The 12959-nt window shown below is 72.8% G+C and carries 11 protein-coding genes and 1 pseudogene; 8 read left to right on the top strand and 4 right to left on the bottom strand.

Annotated features, from left to right (window positions below; all coding sequences use genetic code 11):
• Positions 1-100, top strand: a pseudogene (locus tag AB0D28_RS00005) (IS5/IS1182 family transposase); the annotation flags it as partial.
• 62 nt (positions 101-162) lie between these two features.
• Here the strand turns inward: AB0D28_RS00005 and panB are convergent.
• Both panB and AB0D28_RS00015 read right to left on the bottom strand, forming a co-directional pair.
• On the bottom strand, positions 163-1008 hold the full coding sequence (gene panB / locus AB0D28_RS00010; RefSeq protein ID WP_047891539.1) for a 3-methyl-2-oxobutanoate hydroxymethyltransferase: 846 nt from the start codon (positions 1006-1008) through the stop codon (positions 163-165).
• A gap of 118 nt (positions 1009-1126) precedes the next feature.
• Entirely contained in the window at positions 1127-2887 is a 1761-nt protein-coding gene (locus AB0D28_RS00015) for an NAD+ synthase (protein WP_357380516.1), read from the bottom strand.
• A gap of 205 nt (positions 2888-3092) precedes the next feature.
• On the opposite strand from AB0D28_RS00015, the gene glnA reads away from it, so the two are divergent.
• From glnA to AB0D28_RS00040, 5 genes are all read left to right on the top strand, one after another.
• Positions 3093-4442, top strand: coding sequence for a type I glutamate--ammonia ligase (gene glnA, locus AB0D28_RS00020; RefSeq protein ID WP_357380518.1), 1350 nt, complete (start codon positions 3093-3095; stop codon positions 4440-4442).
• 80 nt (positions 4443-4522) lie between these two features.
• Entirely contained in the window at positions 4523-4948 is a 426-nt protein-coding gene (locus AB0D28_RS00025) for a DUF350 domain-containing protein (RefSeq protein WP_357380520.1), read from the top strand.
• A 32-nt stretch (positions 4949-4980) separates the two neighbouring features.
• Entirely contained in the window at positions 4981-5673 is a 693-nt protein-coding gene (locus AB0D28_RS00030) for a WYL domain-containing protein (RefSeq protein WP_357380522.1), read from the top strand.
• Between the two features lie 122 nt (positions 5674-5795).
• Positions 5796-6158: a VOC family protein gene (locus tag AB0D28_RS00035; RefSeq protein WP_357380524.1), complete on the top strand. Its 363-nt coding sequence runs from the start codon at positions 5796-5798 to the stop codon at positions 6156-6158.
• A gap of 206 nt (positions 6159-6364) precedes the next feature.
• Positions 6365-9397, top strand: coding sequence for a carbohydrate binding domain-containing protein (locus AB0D28_RS00040; RefSeq protein ID WP_357380526.1), 3033 nt, complete (start codon positions 6365-6367; stop codon positions 9395-9397).
• 128 nt (positions 9398-9525) lie between these two features.
• On the opposite strand, the gene AB0D28_RS00045 is transcribed toward AB0D28_RS00040, so the two are convergent.
• Entirely contained in the window at positions 9526-10059 is a 534-nt protein-coding gene (locus AB0D28_RS00045; RefSeq protein WP_357380528.1) for a hypothetical protein, read from the bottom strand.
• Between the two features lie 181 nt (positions 10060-10240).
• Between AB0D28_RS00045 and AB0D28_RS00050 the strand changes: the two genes are divergently transcribed.
• Complete coding sequence (locus AB0D28_RS00050) at positions 10241-11134, top strand: virginiamycin B lyase (RefSeq protein ID WP_357380530.1); 894 nt, start codon at positions 10241-10243, stop codon at positions 11132-11134.
• A gap of 67 nt (positions 11135-11201) precedes the next feature.
• Here the strand turns inward: AB0D28_RS00050 and AB0D28_RS00055 are convergent, their stop codons facing one another.
• Positions 11202-12131, bottom strand: a complete 930-nt coding sequence (locus tag AB0D28_RS00055; RefSeq protein WP_357381143.1) for an LD-carboxypeptidase — start codon at positions 12129-12131, stop codon at positions 11202-11204.
• A 59-nt stretch (positions 12132-12190) separates the two neighbouring features.
• Between AB0D28_RS00055 and AB0D28_RS00060 the strand changes: the two genes are divergently transcribed.
• The gene (locus AB0D28_RS00060; RefSeq protein ID WP_357380532.1) at positions 12191-12958 is read left to right on the top strand and encodes a type 1 glutamine amidotransferase; all 768 of its coding nucleotides are present in this window, start codon (positions 12191-12193) and stop codon (positions 12956-12958) included.
• Position 12959 lies beyond the last annotated feature (1 nt).

Genomic DNA, 12959 nt, shown 5'->3' on the forward strand with positions numbered 1-12959 from the left:
CCGCCGCCTACGCATCCGCTGGGAAATCCGCGACGACATCCACGAAGCCTTCCTCAGCCTCGCCTGCGCCCTCATCTGCTGGCGCCAACTCCAACGTTAGGAGTTCTAAGAAGGGGCCCCTCCTCTACGCGAGGCGTTAAGAAGGGGCCCTTCCTTACACCCTCAGAACGTGTGCTCGGCCGCCGGGAACTCCCCGCCGCGTACCTCGTCGGCGAACCGGCGGGTGGCGTCGGTGAGCGCGCCGGCCAGGTCGGCGTAGCGCTTCACGAAGCGCGGCGCCCGGCCGGTCCGCAACCCGGCCATGTCCTGCCAGACCAGCACCTGCCCGTCGGTGTCGGGCCCGGCCCCGATGCCGACGGTGGGGATGGGCAGCTCGGCGGTGACCCGCTTGGCCACCTCGCCCGGCACCATCTCCAGCACCACCGCGAACGCGCCCGCCTCGGCCACCGCGCGCGCGTCGGCGAGCACCTCCTCGGCCGCCTCGCCCCGGCCCTGCACCCGGTAGCCGCCGAGCGTGTGCTCGCTCTGCGGGGTGAAGCCGATGTGCGCCATCACCGGGATGCCCGCGCCGGTGATGGCCTCGATCTGGGCGGCGCAGCGCCGCCCGCCCTCCAGCTTCACCGCGTGGCAGCCGCCCTCCTTCATGAACCGCACGGCGGTGCGCAGCGCCTGCGCCGGGCCCTCCTCGTACGAGCCGAACGGCAGGTCGCCGACGATCAGCGAGTGCTTCGTGGCCCGCACCACGGCGCGCACCAGCGGCAACAGCTCCTCGGCGGTCACCGGCAGCGTGGTCTCGTAGCCGAAGACGTTGTTCGCCGCCGAGTCGCCGACCAGCAGCACCGGGATCCCCGCCTGGTCGAAGATCGAGGCCGTGTACTGGTCGTACGAGGTGAGCATCGCCCACCGCTCGCCGCGCTCCTTGGCGGCGATCAGGTCGCGGGTGCGTACCCGCCGGGTGGCCGGCCCGCCGTAGAGGGCGGTCACCTCGGCCGGGGTGGACTCCACCATGACAATCTCCTTCCTCGAGGCCGCGCACGCGGTCCCCGGGTTCCCCGCGATCGTCGCACCGGGCGGCGGGCCGCGGGCAGGTCGCAGTGGAGGATGTCACTCCCCGGCCGGGCAGCGATCAGCCGTCCTCGCGCCACCGGTTGGTGATCGGCAGCCGCCGGTCCCGCCCGAACGCCTTCATGGAGATCTTGGTGCCGGGCGCGGACTGCCGCCGCTTGTACTCGGCGGTATCCACCATCCGCAGCACCTTGTCCACCACCGCCGGGTCGTGGCCGGACTCGACCAGGCCGTCGCGGCCCAGGTCGCCGTCGACATAGCCGATCAGGATCGGGTCGAGCACGTCGTAGTCGGGCAGCGTGTCGCTGTCGAGCTGGCCGGGGCTCAGCTCGGCCGACGGCGGCTTGCCGATCGAGTTCTCCGGGATCGGCGGGGTCTGCCCGCGCCGGGCCGCGTCCGCGTTGCGCCACTTCGCCAGCCGCCACACCAGCGTCTTCCAGACGTCCTTGACCGGGTTGTAGCCGCCCACCGAGTCGCCGTACAGCGTCGAGTAGCCCACCGCCAGCTCGCTCTTGTTGCCGGTGGTGAGCACCAGGTGGCCCTCCTGGTTCGACAGCGCCATGAGGATCACGCCGCGTACCCGGGCCTGGAGGTTCTCCACCGCCACCCCGGACAGCGACATGTTCGCCAGGAACGTGTCCACCATCGGCTGGATCGGCTCGACCCGGTAGTCCAGGCCGGTGCGCTTCGCCAGGTCCTCGGCGTCGGTGCGGGAGTGCTCGGAGGAGTGCTGGCTGGGCATCGAGACGCCGACGACCCGCTCCGGGCCGACCGCGTCCACGGCGATCGCGGCCGCCACCGCCGAGTCGATGCCGCCGGACAGGCCGAGCACCACCGAGGGGAAGCGGTTCTTGTCGATGTAGTCGCGCAGGCCCAGCACCAGCGCGTGCCACACCTCGGCCTCGTCGGCGACCGGCTCGATGATGCCGCCGTCCGCCGCCGGGCCGGACGGCGCGGCCGGGATCGTGGGGATCTCGTGCCGGGCCACGCGCATCCCGTCGGTCAGCGGACCGGTCCCGCCGGGCGTGCCGGCCGCCGCCGGCAGTTCCAGGTCGTGCACCAGCAGGTGTTCGACGAACTGCGGCGCCCGGGTCAGCAGCGTGCCGTCCGCGGCGACGATCATCGAGTCGCCGTCGTAGACCAGCTCGTCCTGGCCGCCGACCATGTTCACGTACGCGACGGCGGCCCCGGCCTCGGCGGCACGCCGGCCGACCAGCGGCAGCCGTACGTCGTCCTTGTTCAGCTCGTACGGCGAGCCGTTGATGCTCAGCACCAGCCCGACGCCCGCCTGCCGGGCGACCGCGAACGGGCCGCCGGCCTGCCACAGGTCCTCGCAGATGGTCAGCGCCACGTCCACGCCGCCGACGCGCACCACGGTGAGCGTGTCGCCGGGGACGAAGTAGCGGTCCTCGTCGAAGACGCCGTAGTTGGGCAGGTGGTGCTTGAAGTAGGTGGCGACCACCTCGCCCCGGTGCAGCACCGCCGCCGCGTTGCGGGCGCCCCGGCCCGGCTCGGCGTCGGAGCTGACCTGCGGGGGCCCGTCCGCGTCCAGATAGCCGACCACCACCGGCAGGTCACCGAGACCGTCGGCGGCCAGATCGGCGGCGAGCCGGTGCAGCGCGGCCCGGGACGCGGCCACGAACGAACGGCGGAACACCAGGTCCTCGACCGGGTAACCGGTGAGCATCAGCTCGGGGAACAGGACGAGCTGGGCACCGGCGTCGGCGGCCCGGCGGGTCCACGTGCGGACCAGGCCGGCGTTGCCGGCGAGGTCGCCTACCGTCGGGTTGACCTGGCACAGGGCGAGACGCAGGGTGGGCATGTCTCCATCTTCCCCCAGCCCTCCGGGCCGAATCCGACAGGTCGCGGGAGACCGGGGCGGCGCCGCGCGTGTCCCGGCCGACCGGACACGGCGGGACGGCCGGCCGGGGGAGGGCGTAACGTCGGCGTAACGAGCCCGGTGGAGACTGGGCGGTCAGGCCGGGCCGGCCCGACCGGTGCGGACGTAAGTGTCACGAGGGGTGGAAGTGGACCGTCAGCAGGAGTTCGTCCTCCGCACGCTGGAAGAGCGGGACATCCGTTTCGTCCGGCTGTGGTTCACCGATGTGCTCGGCACGCTCAAGAGCGTCTCGGTGGCCCCGGCGGAGCTGGAAGCCGCCTTCGAGGAGGGCATCGGCTTCGACGGTTCAGCGATCGAGGGTTTCGCCCGGGTCTTCGAGTCGGACATGGTCGCCATGCCGGACCCGACCACGTTCCAGGTCTTCCCGTTCGAGGGCGGCGTCAGCGGCGAGAGCGCCCGGATGTTCTGCGACATCATGCTGCCCGACGGCAGCCCGTCCTGGGCCGACCCGCGGCACGTGCTGCGCCGGATGCTGTCCCGGGCGGCCGACAAGGGCTTCACCTTCTACACCCACCCCGAGATCGAGTTCTTCCTGCTGGAGAACGGTCCGCAGGACGGCTCGGTGCCGATCCCGGTGGACACCGGCGGCTACTTCGAGCACACCACGCACGCCGTCGCGCGGGACTTCCGCCGCCAGGCCGTGCTGGCGCTGGAGCGCATCGGCATCTCGGTGGAGTACAGCCACCACGAGGTCGCCCCCGGCCAGCAGGAGATCGACCTGCGCTACGCCGACGCGCTCACCACCGCCGACAACATCATGACGTTCCGGCACGTGGTGAAGGAGGTCGCGCTCTCCACCGGCGTGCAGGCCAGCTTCATGCCGAAGCCGTTCACCGACCAGCCGGGCAGCGGCATGCACACGCACCTGTCGCTGTTCGAGGGGGAGCGCAACGCGTTCCACGACGCCGGCGACCCGATGAAGCTGTCGAAGGTGGCGAAGTCGTTCATCGCCGGGCTGCTCACCCACGCCCGGGAGTACACGGCGGTCACCAACCAGTGGGTCAACTCGTACAAGCGGCTGTTCCCGCAGGCGCTGCCGGACCGGATCACCGAGAGCCCCGCGTACGTCTGCTGGGGTCACCTGAACCGGTCCGCGCTGGTGCGGGTGCCCGCGTACGGCAAGCCGAACTCGGCCCGGGTCGAGGTCCGCTCGCTGGACTCCGCGACCAACCCCTACCTCGCGTTCGCGGTCATGCTCGGCGCCGGCCTCAAGGGCATCGAGGAGGGCTACGAGCTGCCCCCCGGCGCCGAGGACGACGTCTGGTCGCTGAGCGGCGCCGAGCGCCGGGCCATGGGCTACGAGACGCTGCCGGAGAACCTGTCCGAGGCGATCGACGTGATGGCCGAGTCCGAGCTGGTGGCCGAGGTGCTCGGCGAGCACGTGTTCGACTTCTTCCTGCGCAACAAGCGCTCCGAGTGGGAGCAGTACCGCCGCGAGGTCACCCCGTACGAGCGGCAGCGCTACCTCTCGCTCTAGATCGTTGTGGCGCGGTGCCGCTATCGTCTGCGGCACCGCACCGGCACCCCCGCCGGGCGGCGTGAGCCGGGGAGGCGTTGGTGCTGGGAGATCTGCTCGACGGGGCGTGGCAGAGCATCGTGTTCGGGATCGTCGGGGTCGCCCTGATGGCGGCCGGGTTCCTGCTCGTCGACCTGCTCACCCCGGGCAAGCTGCGGGAGCTGATCTGGGTACGCCGCAACGGCAACGCCGCGCTGCTGCTCGCCGCCAACCAGCTCGGCATCGCCGGCATCGTCTTCACCGCCATCCTGACCAGCTACAGCTCGTTCACCAAGGGGATCGCGTCCACAGTGGTCTTCGGGCTGATCGGCCTGCTGGTGATGGCGCTCGCGTTCCTGGTGCTGGACCTGCTCACCCCCGGCCGGCTGGGCGACGTCATCGCCGCCGACGAGCCGCACCCGGCGGCCCGGGTCAGCGCCGCCACCCACTTCGGCGCCGCGCTGATCGTCTGCGCCTGCATCGCCTGAGCGGTGTCGTACCCCCGGGTTAGCGTCCGGGGGTGAACCGTACCGACCGCCTCTACGCCCTGGTCGAGGAGCTGCGGGCGGTCTCGCCGCGCCCGCGTAGCGCGAGCTGGCTGGCCCGCCGCTTCGAGGTGAGCACCCGCACCGTCGAGCGCGACATCTCCGCGTTGCAGGGCGCCGGGGTGCCGATCTGGGCCGAGCCGGGCCGCACCGGCGGCTACGTGGTCGACCGGGCGCGCACGCTCCCGCCGGTCAACCTGACAGCGGCCGAGGCGGTGGCGATGGCTGTCGCGTTGCACCGGCTCGGTGGTTCCCCGTTCGCCCCGGCGGCCGGGGCCGCGCTGCGCAAGCTGGTCGCGGTGATGCCGCCCGCCGCGGTGGCCGAGGCGCACCGGCTCGCCGGCCGGGTCCACCTGGTCGGCGACGGGCCGGGCACGCCCGTCCCGGCCGCCGTCGCCGACGCGGTCCCCGCCGGGCGGGTGCTGCGCCTGCGGTACGCCGACCGCGGCGGCACGGATTCGCTGCGCGACGTGGAGCCGCTGGCCTACCTGGGCAACTCCGTGCACTGGTACCTCGTCGCCTGGTGCCGGCTGCGTGACGGCGTGCGCTGCTTCCGCACCGACCGGATCGTGTCGGTGCGTCCGCTGGCCGAGCCGGTGACCCGGGAGTGGCGTCCCGGCGATCTCGATGTGCCGGTCGACCGGGTGCGCCCGCTCACCCTGGTCTGATCCGGTGGAAACACCGACAGGTCCGATCCGGTGGAAACACCGACAGGACGCTGTCGTGGCCCGGCCTCAGGCTGAATCCTGACGACGTCGGCCGACCGCCGGCGCGAATCCCAGGAGGAAGCATGTCCAGTACGCCCGTGACCTGGTTCGAGATCGGCTCCGACCGCCCCGACGAGGCGCAGCGGTTCTACGCCGAGATGTTCGGCTGGAGCTTCGAGCGGGGCGGCCCGGGTGGGTCGTACCGGCAGACGACGGCCGGCGGTGAGCGGGGGATCGGCGGCGCGATCCGGGGCACCGACGACGGCAACTACGCGACCTTCTACGCCCAGGTGGCCGACGTCGCGGAGACCTGCCGCCGGGCGGAGAAGGCCGGTGGCACCGTGCTGACGGCGCCGGTGACCACGCCGGCCGGCCTGGTGCGTGCCATGCTGCGTGACCCGTCGGGCAACCTGTTCGGCATCTTCAGCCCGCCCGCCGAGGGCTGAGCGCGCGCCCTTGCTCCCGGTCCGGCCGGTCGCCGGCCGGGAGCAAGTCGTTGCGGGCGGTGCAATCCGTTGCGCCCGTGTCTACTGTGAACCTCTGGTTTCGGGTGATCGAAGCTGGTAACTTCCTGGCACCACGCGTCGCAAGTTCTTGCAACGCCTTCATCCCCTTGCGCCCATCGTGCGGGCGTGGGTGTCAGGAGAGCGCCATGAGGGGCACCACCACCACCACCAACCGCCGCCGCTGGGGAGCGCTCGCGCTCGCCGCCGGCATGCTCGCCGCGCTGCTGCCGTACACCGCCGCCGCGGCGGCGAACACCGTCACCGTCTACTACCAGCCACCGGCCGCCTGGGGCACGTCCGTCAACATCCACTACGGCGTGGACGGGCAGGGCTGGACGCCGGTGCCCGGTGTGCCCATGGACGGTGCCTGCGCCGGCTGGCGCCGCAAGGTCGTCGACCTGGGCGGCGCCGCCGGCCTCCAGGTCGTGTTCACAAACGGCAGCGGCGTCTGGGACAACAACGACGGCGCCAACTACCGCCTCGGCACCGGCACCGTGACAGTCGCCGGCGGCCGGGTCGGCACGGGCGACCCGTGCGGCACCGCATCCCCGACGCCGAGCCCGTCCGCCACGGTCGCGCCGAGCCCGACGCCGTCCGGCGCCGCCGGGAACACCGCCGAGGTCTGGTACCACCTCACGCCGCGCGGCTGGACCGCCGCGAACCTGCACTACCGGCCCACCGGCGGCGCCTGGAGCACCGCCCCGGGCGTCGCCATGGAGACGCGCTGCGCCGGCTGGGCCCGCCGGGTCGTCGACCTCGGCACGGCCACCGGCCTGACCGCCGCGTTCAACAACACCGCCGGGGCCTGGGACAACAACGGCGGCGCGGACTACACCCTGGGCGCGGGGCGCAGCGTCGTCGACAACGGCCGGGTCACCGCCGCCGCCGCGGACCCGTGCGCGCCCGCCACCCCGGACACCACGCCGCCGTCCACGCCCGGTGGCCTCACCGCCGTCGCCGACGGCTTGGCGGTCACCCTGACCTGGACCGCCGCCACCGACGACCGGGGCGTCACCGGGTACGAGGTGAGCCGCACCGGGGGAGCCGGCGGCACCACGGTCACCAGCACCACCACCCGGCACGTCGCGTACGACCTGCGGCCCGATACCGCGTACACCTGGACCGTGCGGGCCCTCGACGCGGCCGGCAACCGGTCGGCGGCGAGTGCGCCCGCCTCCGCGACCACCGGCGCCCCGCAGACCGGCGGCGTCCCGCTGGGCGGCGACCCGCGCGAGGACACCATCTACTTCGTGATGACCGCCCGGTTCGCCGACGGTGATCCTGCGAACAACCGCGGCGGCAGCCAGCACGTCGCCTCCGGCAACGCGGCGAACGACGACCCGATGTTCCGGGGCGACTTCAAGGGCCTGGTCGACAAGCTCGACTACATCAAGGCGCTGGGCTTCTCGGCGCTCTGGATCACCCCGGTGGTGCTCAACCGCTCCGACTACGACTACCACGGTTACCACGGCTGGGACTTCTACCGGGTGGACCCGCGGTTGGAGAGCGCCGGCGCCTCCTACCAGGACCTGATCAACGCGGCGCACGCCAAGGGCATCAAGATCTTCCAGGACGTGGTCTACAACCACAGCTCCCGGTGGGGCGCGAAAGGCCTGTTCACGCCCACCGTCTACGGCACCCGCGACGACCAGTGGAGGTGGTACTACGACCAGCCGCAGGCCGGCCGGGAGTACGACCCAACGGTCGAGGCGACGGGGAACGACCCGGCGCTCACCCCGGCGCAGAACGCCAAGGCCAAGGGCCGGCCGTACAACGGCGACGTGTGGTCGTCCGCCGCGCCCGCCGGCAACCAGTGCCTGAACTGGGGTACGCCGACCGGCGGGCGCAGCCCCGAGGGCTACACGCTCTACCAGTGCCAGTGGCCGGTCCCGACCAGCAAGCTCTTCCCCGCCGACAAGTACCACCAGTGCTGGATCGGCAACTGGGAGGGCGAGGACTCGCGCAGCTGCTGGCTGCACGAGGACCTGGCCGACTTCAACACCGAGAACGCCGCCGTGCAGCAGTACCTGATCGACGCGTACAACAGGTTCATCGACATGGGCGTGGACGGCTTCCGGATCGACACCGCCGTGCACATCCCCCGGGTCACCTGGAACCGGCGCTTCCTGCCCGCCATCCAGGAGCACGCGGTCGCCCGCTTCGGCGAGAAGGGCAAGGACTTCTACGTCTTCGGCGAGGTCGCCGCGTTCGTCAACGACAAGTGGAACCGCGGCTCGGTCAACCACTCCGCGCAGTTCTTCACCTGGTCCGAGCGCAAGGAGTACAGCCCGGACGACGTACGCGCCGCGATCGAGCAGTACGACCACGAGCAGCTGATCGGCCCGAACGGGCAGCCCACCACCGACAACGCGTTCCTGCGCGGCAACGCGTACCACGCGCCGGACCGCTCGCGGTTCTCCGGCATGAACGTGATCGACATGCGGATGCACATGAACTTCTCCGACGCCGGCAACGCGTTCGGCAACGGGAAGGACTCCGACGACAGCTACAACGACGCCACGTACAACGTCGTTTACGTCGACAGTCACGACTACGGGCCGAACAAGTCCTCCACCCGGTACACCGGCGGCACCGACGCCTGGGCGGAGAACATGAGCCTGATGTGGACGTTCCGCGGCATCCCGACGCTCTACTACGGCTCGGAGATCGAGTTCCGCAAGGGCGCCCGGATCGACTGCGGGCCGAGCTGCCCGCTCGACACGACCGGCCGGGCCTACTACGGCGACCACCTGGCCGGCACCGTCACGGCCAGCGACTTCGGGGTGGTCGGCTCGGCCGCTGGGACGGTCGCCACCACGCTCGCCCAGCCGCTGGTGAAGCACGTGCAACGGCTCAACCTGATCCGGCGGGCAGTGCCGGCCTTGCAGAAGGGGCAGTACTCGACCGAGGGCGTGAGCGGCGCGATGGCCTACAAGCGGCGCTTCACCCAGGGCGCGGTGGACAGCTTCGCGCTGGTCACCGTGTCCGGCGGCGCCACCTTCCGCGGGGTGCCGAACGGCCGGTACGTGGACGCGGTCACCGGTGACGTGAAGACGGTCACCGACGGCACGCTCACCGCCGCGGTCGGCGGCAAGGGCAACCTCCGGGTCTACGTGCTGAACCTGCCCGGCAACCCGGCGCCGGGCAAGATCGGCGCGGACGGGCCGTACCTGCGCTGACACGCGCGCGGCGGGGTGGCGGTGCGAGTGCACCACCACCCCGCCGCGGCCCGAGGGAGCGTGGGTGGCCCCGCCGGGCGCCGGCCAGGAGGAGGGAACGGCCGGTGAGGGGCGGCGGGGCCACCACGTCACTTGCCGCCCTGGCCCTCCTGCTCGGCCTCGGCGCCCTTGTCGGCCTTGCCCTCCGGGCCGCCCTTGCCGTGGTGGCCGGGCATGCCGTCGTGGCCGCGCTTGCCCGGGCCCGGGAACACGCCCGCCTCGGCGGCCTTGAGCACCGCGTCGGCCTGCTCCTGGGTGAGCTTGCCGTCGGTGACGGCCTGGTCCAGGCGCTCCTTCAGCGCGGCCTGCCGGTCCTCGGTCGAGGGCCGCTCCGGCCGCTCCGGGCGGTCGCCCTGGCGCTGCTCGTGCAGCTTCTCCAGCGCCGCGGTGACCTTGTCGGCCGGGACGCCCAGCTCCTTGGCGAGCGCCTCGGCGAACTCGGCCTGCCGGTCGGCGTGCTTCTGGCGGCGGTCGTCACCCTGGTCGGTGGTGCTGGCGCTGGAGGACGGCTTCGGGCTCTTGTCGTCGGCGAGCGCCACCGTCGGGGCGGCGATCCCGACGCCGAGCACGCCGGCAGCGGCCAGGCCGGCCAGCAGGTGCTTCTTCGACATCGTGCGGATCATGCGATTCTCCTGTTCGGTGGTGGTGCGATGACGTCACCGACAGTGGTCGCCGGAACTGAGGGCCACCCGTGGCGAACCTGTCAGCGAGCTGGCAATCTCGCCCGGAAGGCCCGAATTATTCGTGTTGCCGGGGGCGGTGAGCGCCCGAGAGGCTGGGCGAAACCCGACGAAAGGCCACTCTATGACACAGCCCGCCATCCGCGAGATCCCGCTCACCGGGCCGGGCTCCGGGCCGTACTCGATCACGGTCGGGCCCGACGGCGCGCTCTGGCTGACGCTGGCCGGCTCCGGCGGCGTCGCCCGGCTCGGCCTCGACGGTGAGGTGCGGATCCACCGCGACGACCCGCCCGGCAGCCGTCCGCTGATCATCGTCGGCGGCCCCGACGGCGCACTCTGGTACACCCGCTCGGGCGACGACCGGCTGGGCCGGGTCACCGTCGACGGCGAGGCCGGCTCGGTGGCGCTGCCGCCCGGCTGCGGCCCCTGCGGGCTGGCGGTCGGCGCGGACGGCGCGCTCTGGTACGCCGGCATGAACGACGACACGGCCGGCCGGGTGACCGCCGCCGGGGAGGTGACCTCCTTCCCGCTGCCGGTGACGAAGGGCTTCCCGTCGATGCTCGCGGCCGGGCCGGACGACGCGCTCTGGCTCACGCTCAACCAGGCCGACGCGATCGCCCGGGTCGGCCTGGACGGGAGGGTCACAGTGCATCCGCTGCCCACCGAGGCGGCCGGGCCGGTCGGCATCACCCGGGGTGGCGACGGCGCGCTCTGGTTCGTGGAGATCGTCGCGGGGCAGATCGGGCGGATCACGCCGGACGGGCGGATCGACGAGTTCCCGTTGCCGGACCGGGCGGCCCGCCCGCACGCGATCGTCGCCGACCCGGCCGGCGGCTGCTGGTTCACCGAGTGGGGCGCCAACCGCATCGGCCACATCGACCCCGACGGCCACATCACCGGCCACGATCTGCCCACCCCCGCGTCGGAACCCCACGGCCTGACCGTCACCCCCGACGCCACCGTCTGGGCCGCCCTGGAGATCGGCGCCGTGGCCCACCTCACCCCGAGTCAGCATTGATCATGAGGTTGGCGGCAGTTGTGGATCTCTGAACTGCCGCCAACCTCATGATCGCCGGGCCTCGGCGTCAGCGGACGGCGGACGTCACAGTGAGGGTGCCGTCTGTGGCGTTCAGGACCGCGGGGGTGTTCACCGGGACGGTCAGCTGGCCGGGGCCGTGGCCGATCGGCAGGCCGCCGAGGACCGGCACGCCCAGGTCGCCCAGGCGGTCGGTGAGCACGTCCACGACTGTGGTGTCCCAGCCGTCCGCGCACTCGGTGAACTGACCCACAGCCACCCCGGCGATCCCGTCCAGCGCGCCGCAGCGGCGCAGGTGGGTGAGCATCCGGTCGATCTTGTACGGCGGCTCCTGCACCTCCTCGACCAGCAGGACCGCCCCGGTCAGGTCCGGCATGTCCGGCGTGCCGATCGACGCGGTGATCAGGCACAGGTTGCCGCCGATCAGCCGGCCCTCGGCCCGCCCGGGCACCCGCACCGGGTACGTCTCCTCCGCCTCGACCGCCGTCACCGTCACCGGCTCGGTGCTGGTCAGCGCGGCGTGCAGCGACTCCGCCGAGCGGATCGGCGTGCGCTCGTCGCGCCACGCCGCGCCCGGCCCGTGCACCCCGGCCAGCCGGGCGCCCCGCCAGAGCGCGAACTGCAACGCGGTGATGTCGGAGAAGCCGGCCACCACCTTCGGATCCCGGCGTACCGCCGCCATGTCGATCAGGTCGACCACCCGCTGCGCGCCGTAACCGCCCCGGGTGCAGATCACCCCGCGGATCTCCGGGTCGGCGAACGCCGCGTTCAGGTCCGCGGCCCGCAGCGCGTCGTCGCCGGCCAGATAACCCCGCCGGGCGTACGCGTTCGGCGCGGGCACCGGCCGCAGCCCCCAGCCGGTGAGCAGCTCGATGCCGCGGGCCACCCGCTCGGGACGGGTCGGCCCGGACGGGGACACCAGCATCACCGCGTCGCCGGGACGCAGAGCCGGTGGGCGCACGCAGTCGTCAGGCACGATCGCGAGCCTAGGGCCTGCCGGACCGGCCGGTGTCGTGCGCACCGGCTAGCCTCGACGTCGTGGCGACCGCGCTGGTGATCGAGAACGACCCGACCGACGACCTCCGCCGCCTGGGGGAGTGGCTCACCGAAGGGGGTCTTGAGCTGCGTGTGCTGCGTCCGCACGCCGGCGACGCGCTCCCCGCCGACCTGGAGGGATACGCCGCGCTCGTGGTGCTCGGCGGCGACCAGCAGGCCTACCCGGGGCCCGACGGCGCTCACGGCGCGCCCTGGTTCCCGGCGCTGGAAGGGCTGCTGCGCAAGGCCGTCCGCCAGCGCGTGCCCACGCTCGCCGTCTGCCTCGGCGCGCAACTGCTCGCCACCGCGCACGCCGGCCGGGTCGAGCGCAGCCCGTCCGGCCCGGAGGTCGGGCCGGCGCTCGTCGGGCGGCGCGACGCCGCCGAGGACGATCCCCTGTTCCGGTACGTGCCGTTGATGCCCGACGTGCTCCAGTGGCACGCCGACGAGATCACCGAGCTGCCGCACGGCGCGACGCTGCTCGCCGCGTCCACCCGCTACCCGCACCAGGCGTTCCGCCTCGGCGACCGGGCCTGGGGGTTGCAGTTCCACATCGAGTGCGACACCGCGATGATCGCCGAGTGGTCCCGCGACTCGGCCGTGCTGGCCGAGCTGGGCTACGACCCGGAGCTGGTGGTGGCCGCCTGCGACCGGGTGATGGCCGACGTCGAGGAGGCGTGGCAGCCGTTCGCGATCCGGTTCGCCGCGCTCGCGCTCGGCGAACTCGGCGACGACAACCCGCGCCGCAGCCTGCCGCTGCTCGGGGCCTGAC

The sequence above is a fragment of the Micromonospora sp. NPDC048169 genome, from assembly GCF_040652815.1.
Classification (GTDB): domain Bacteria; phylum Actinomycetota; class Actinomycetes; order Mycobacteriales; family Micromonosporaceae; genus Micromonospora.

Bases quoted from the DNA above. Each gene is read 5' to 3' on its own strand.
- panB (WP_047891539.1), bottom strand. From the start codon at position 1,008: ATGGTGGAGTCCACCCCGGCCGAGGTGACCGCCCTCTACGGCGGGCCG.
- AB0D28_RS00015 (WP_357380516.1), bottom strand. From the start codon at position 2,887: ATGCCCACCCTGCGTCTCGCCCTGTGCCAGGTCAACCCGACGGTAGGC.
- AB0D28_RS00050 (WP_357380530.1), top strand. From the start codon at position 10,241: ATGACACAGCCCGCCATCCGCGAGATCCCGCTCACCGGGCCGGGCTCC.
- AB0D28_RS00040 (WP_357380526.1), top strand. From the start codon at position 6,365: ATGAGGGGCACCACCACCACCACCAACCGCCGCCGCTGGGGAGCGCTC.
- AB0D28_RS00045 (WP_357380528.1), bottom strand. From the start codon at position 10,059: ATGATCCGCACGATGTCGAAGAAGCACCTGCTGGCCGGCCTGGCCGCT.
- AB0D28_RS00035 (WP_357380524.1), top strand. From the start codon at position 5,796: ATGTCCAGTACGCCCGTGACCTGGTTCGAGATCGGCTCCGACCGCCCC.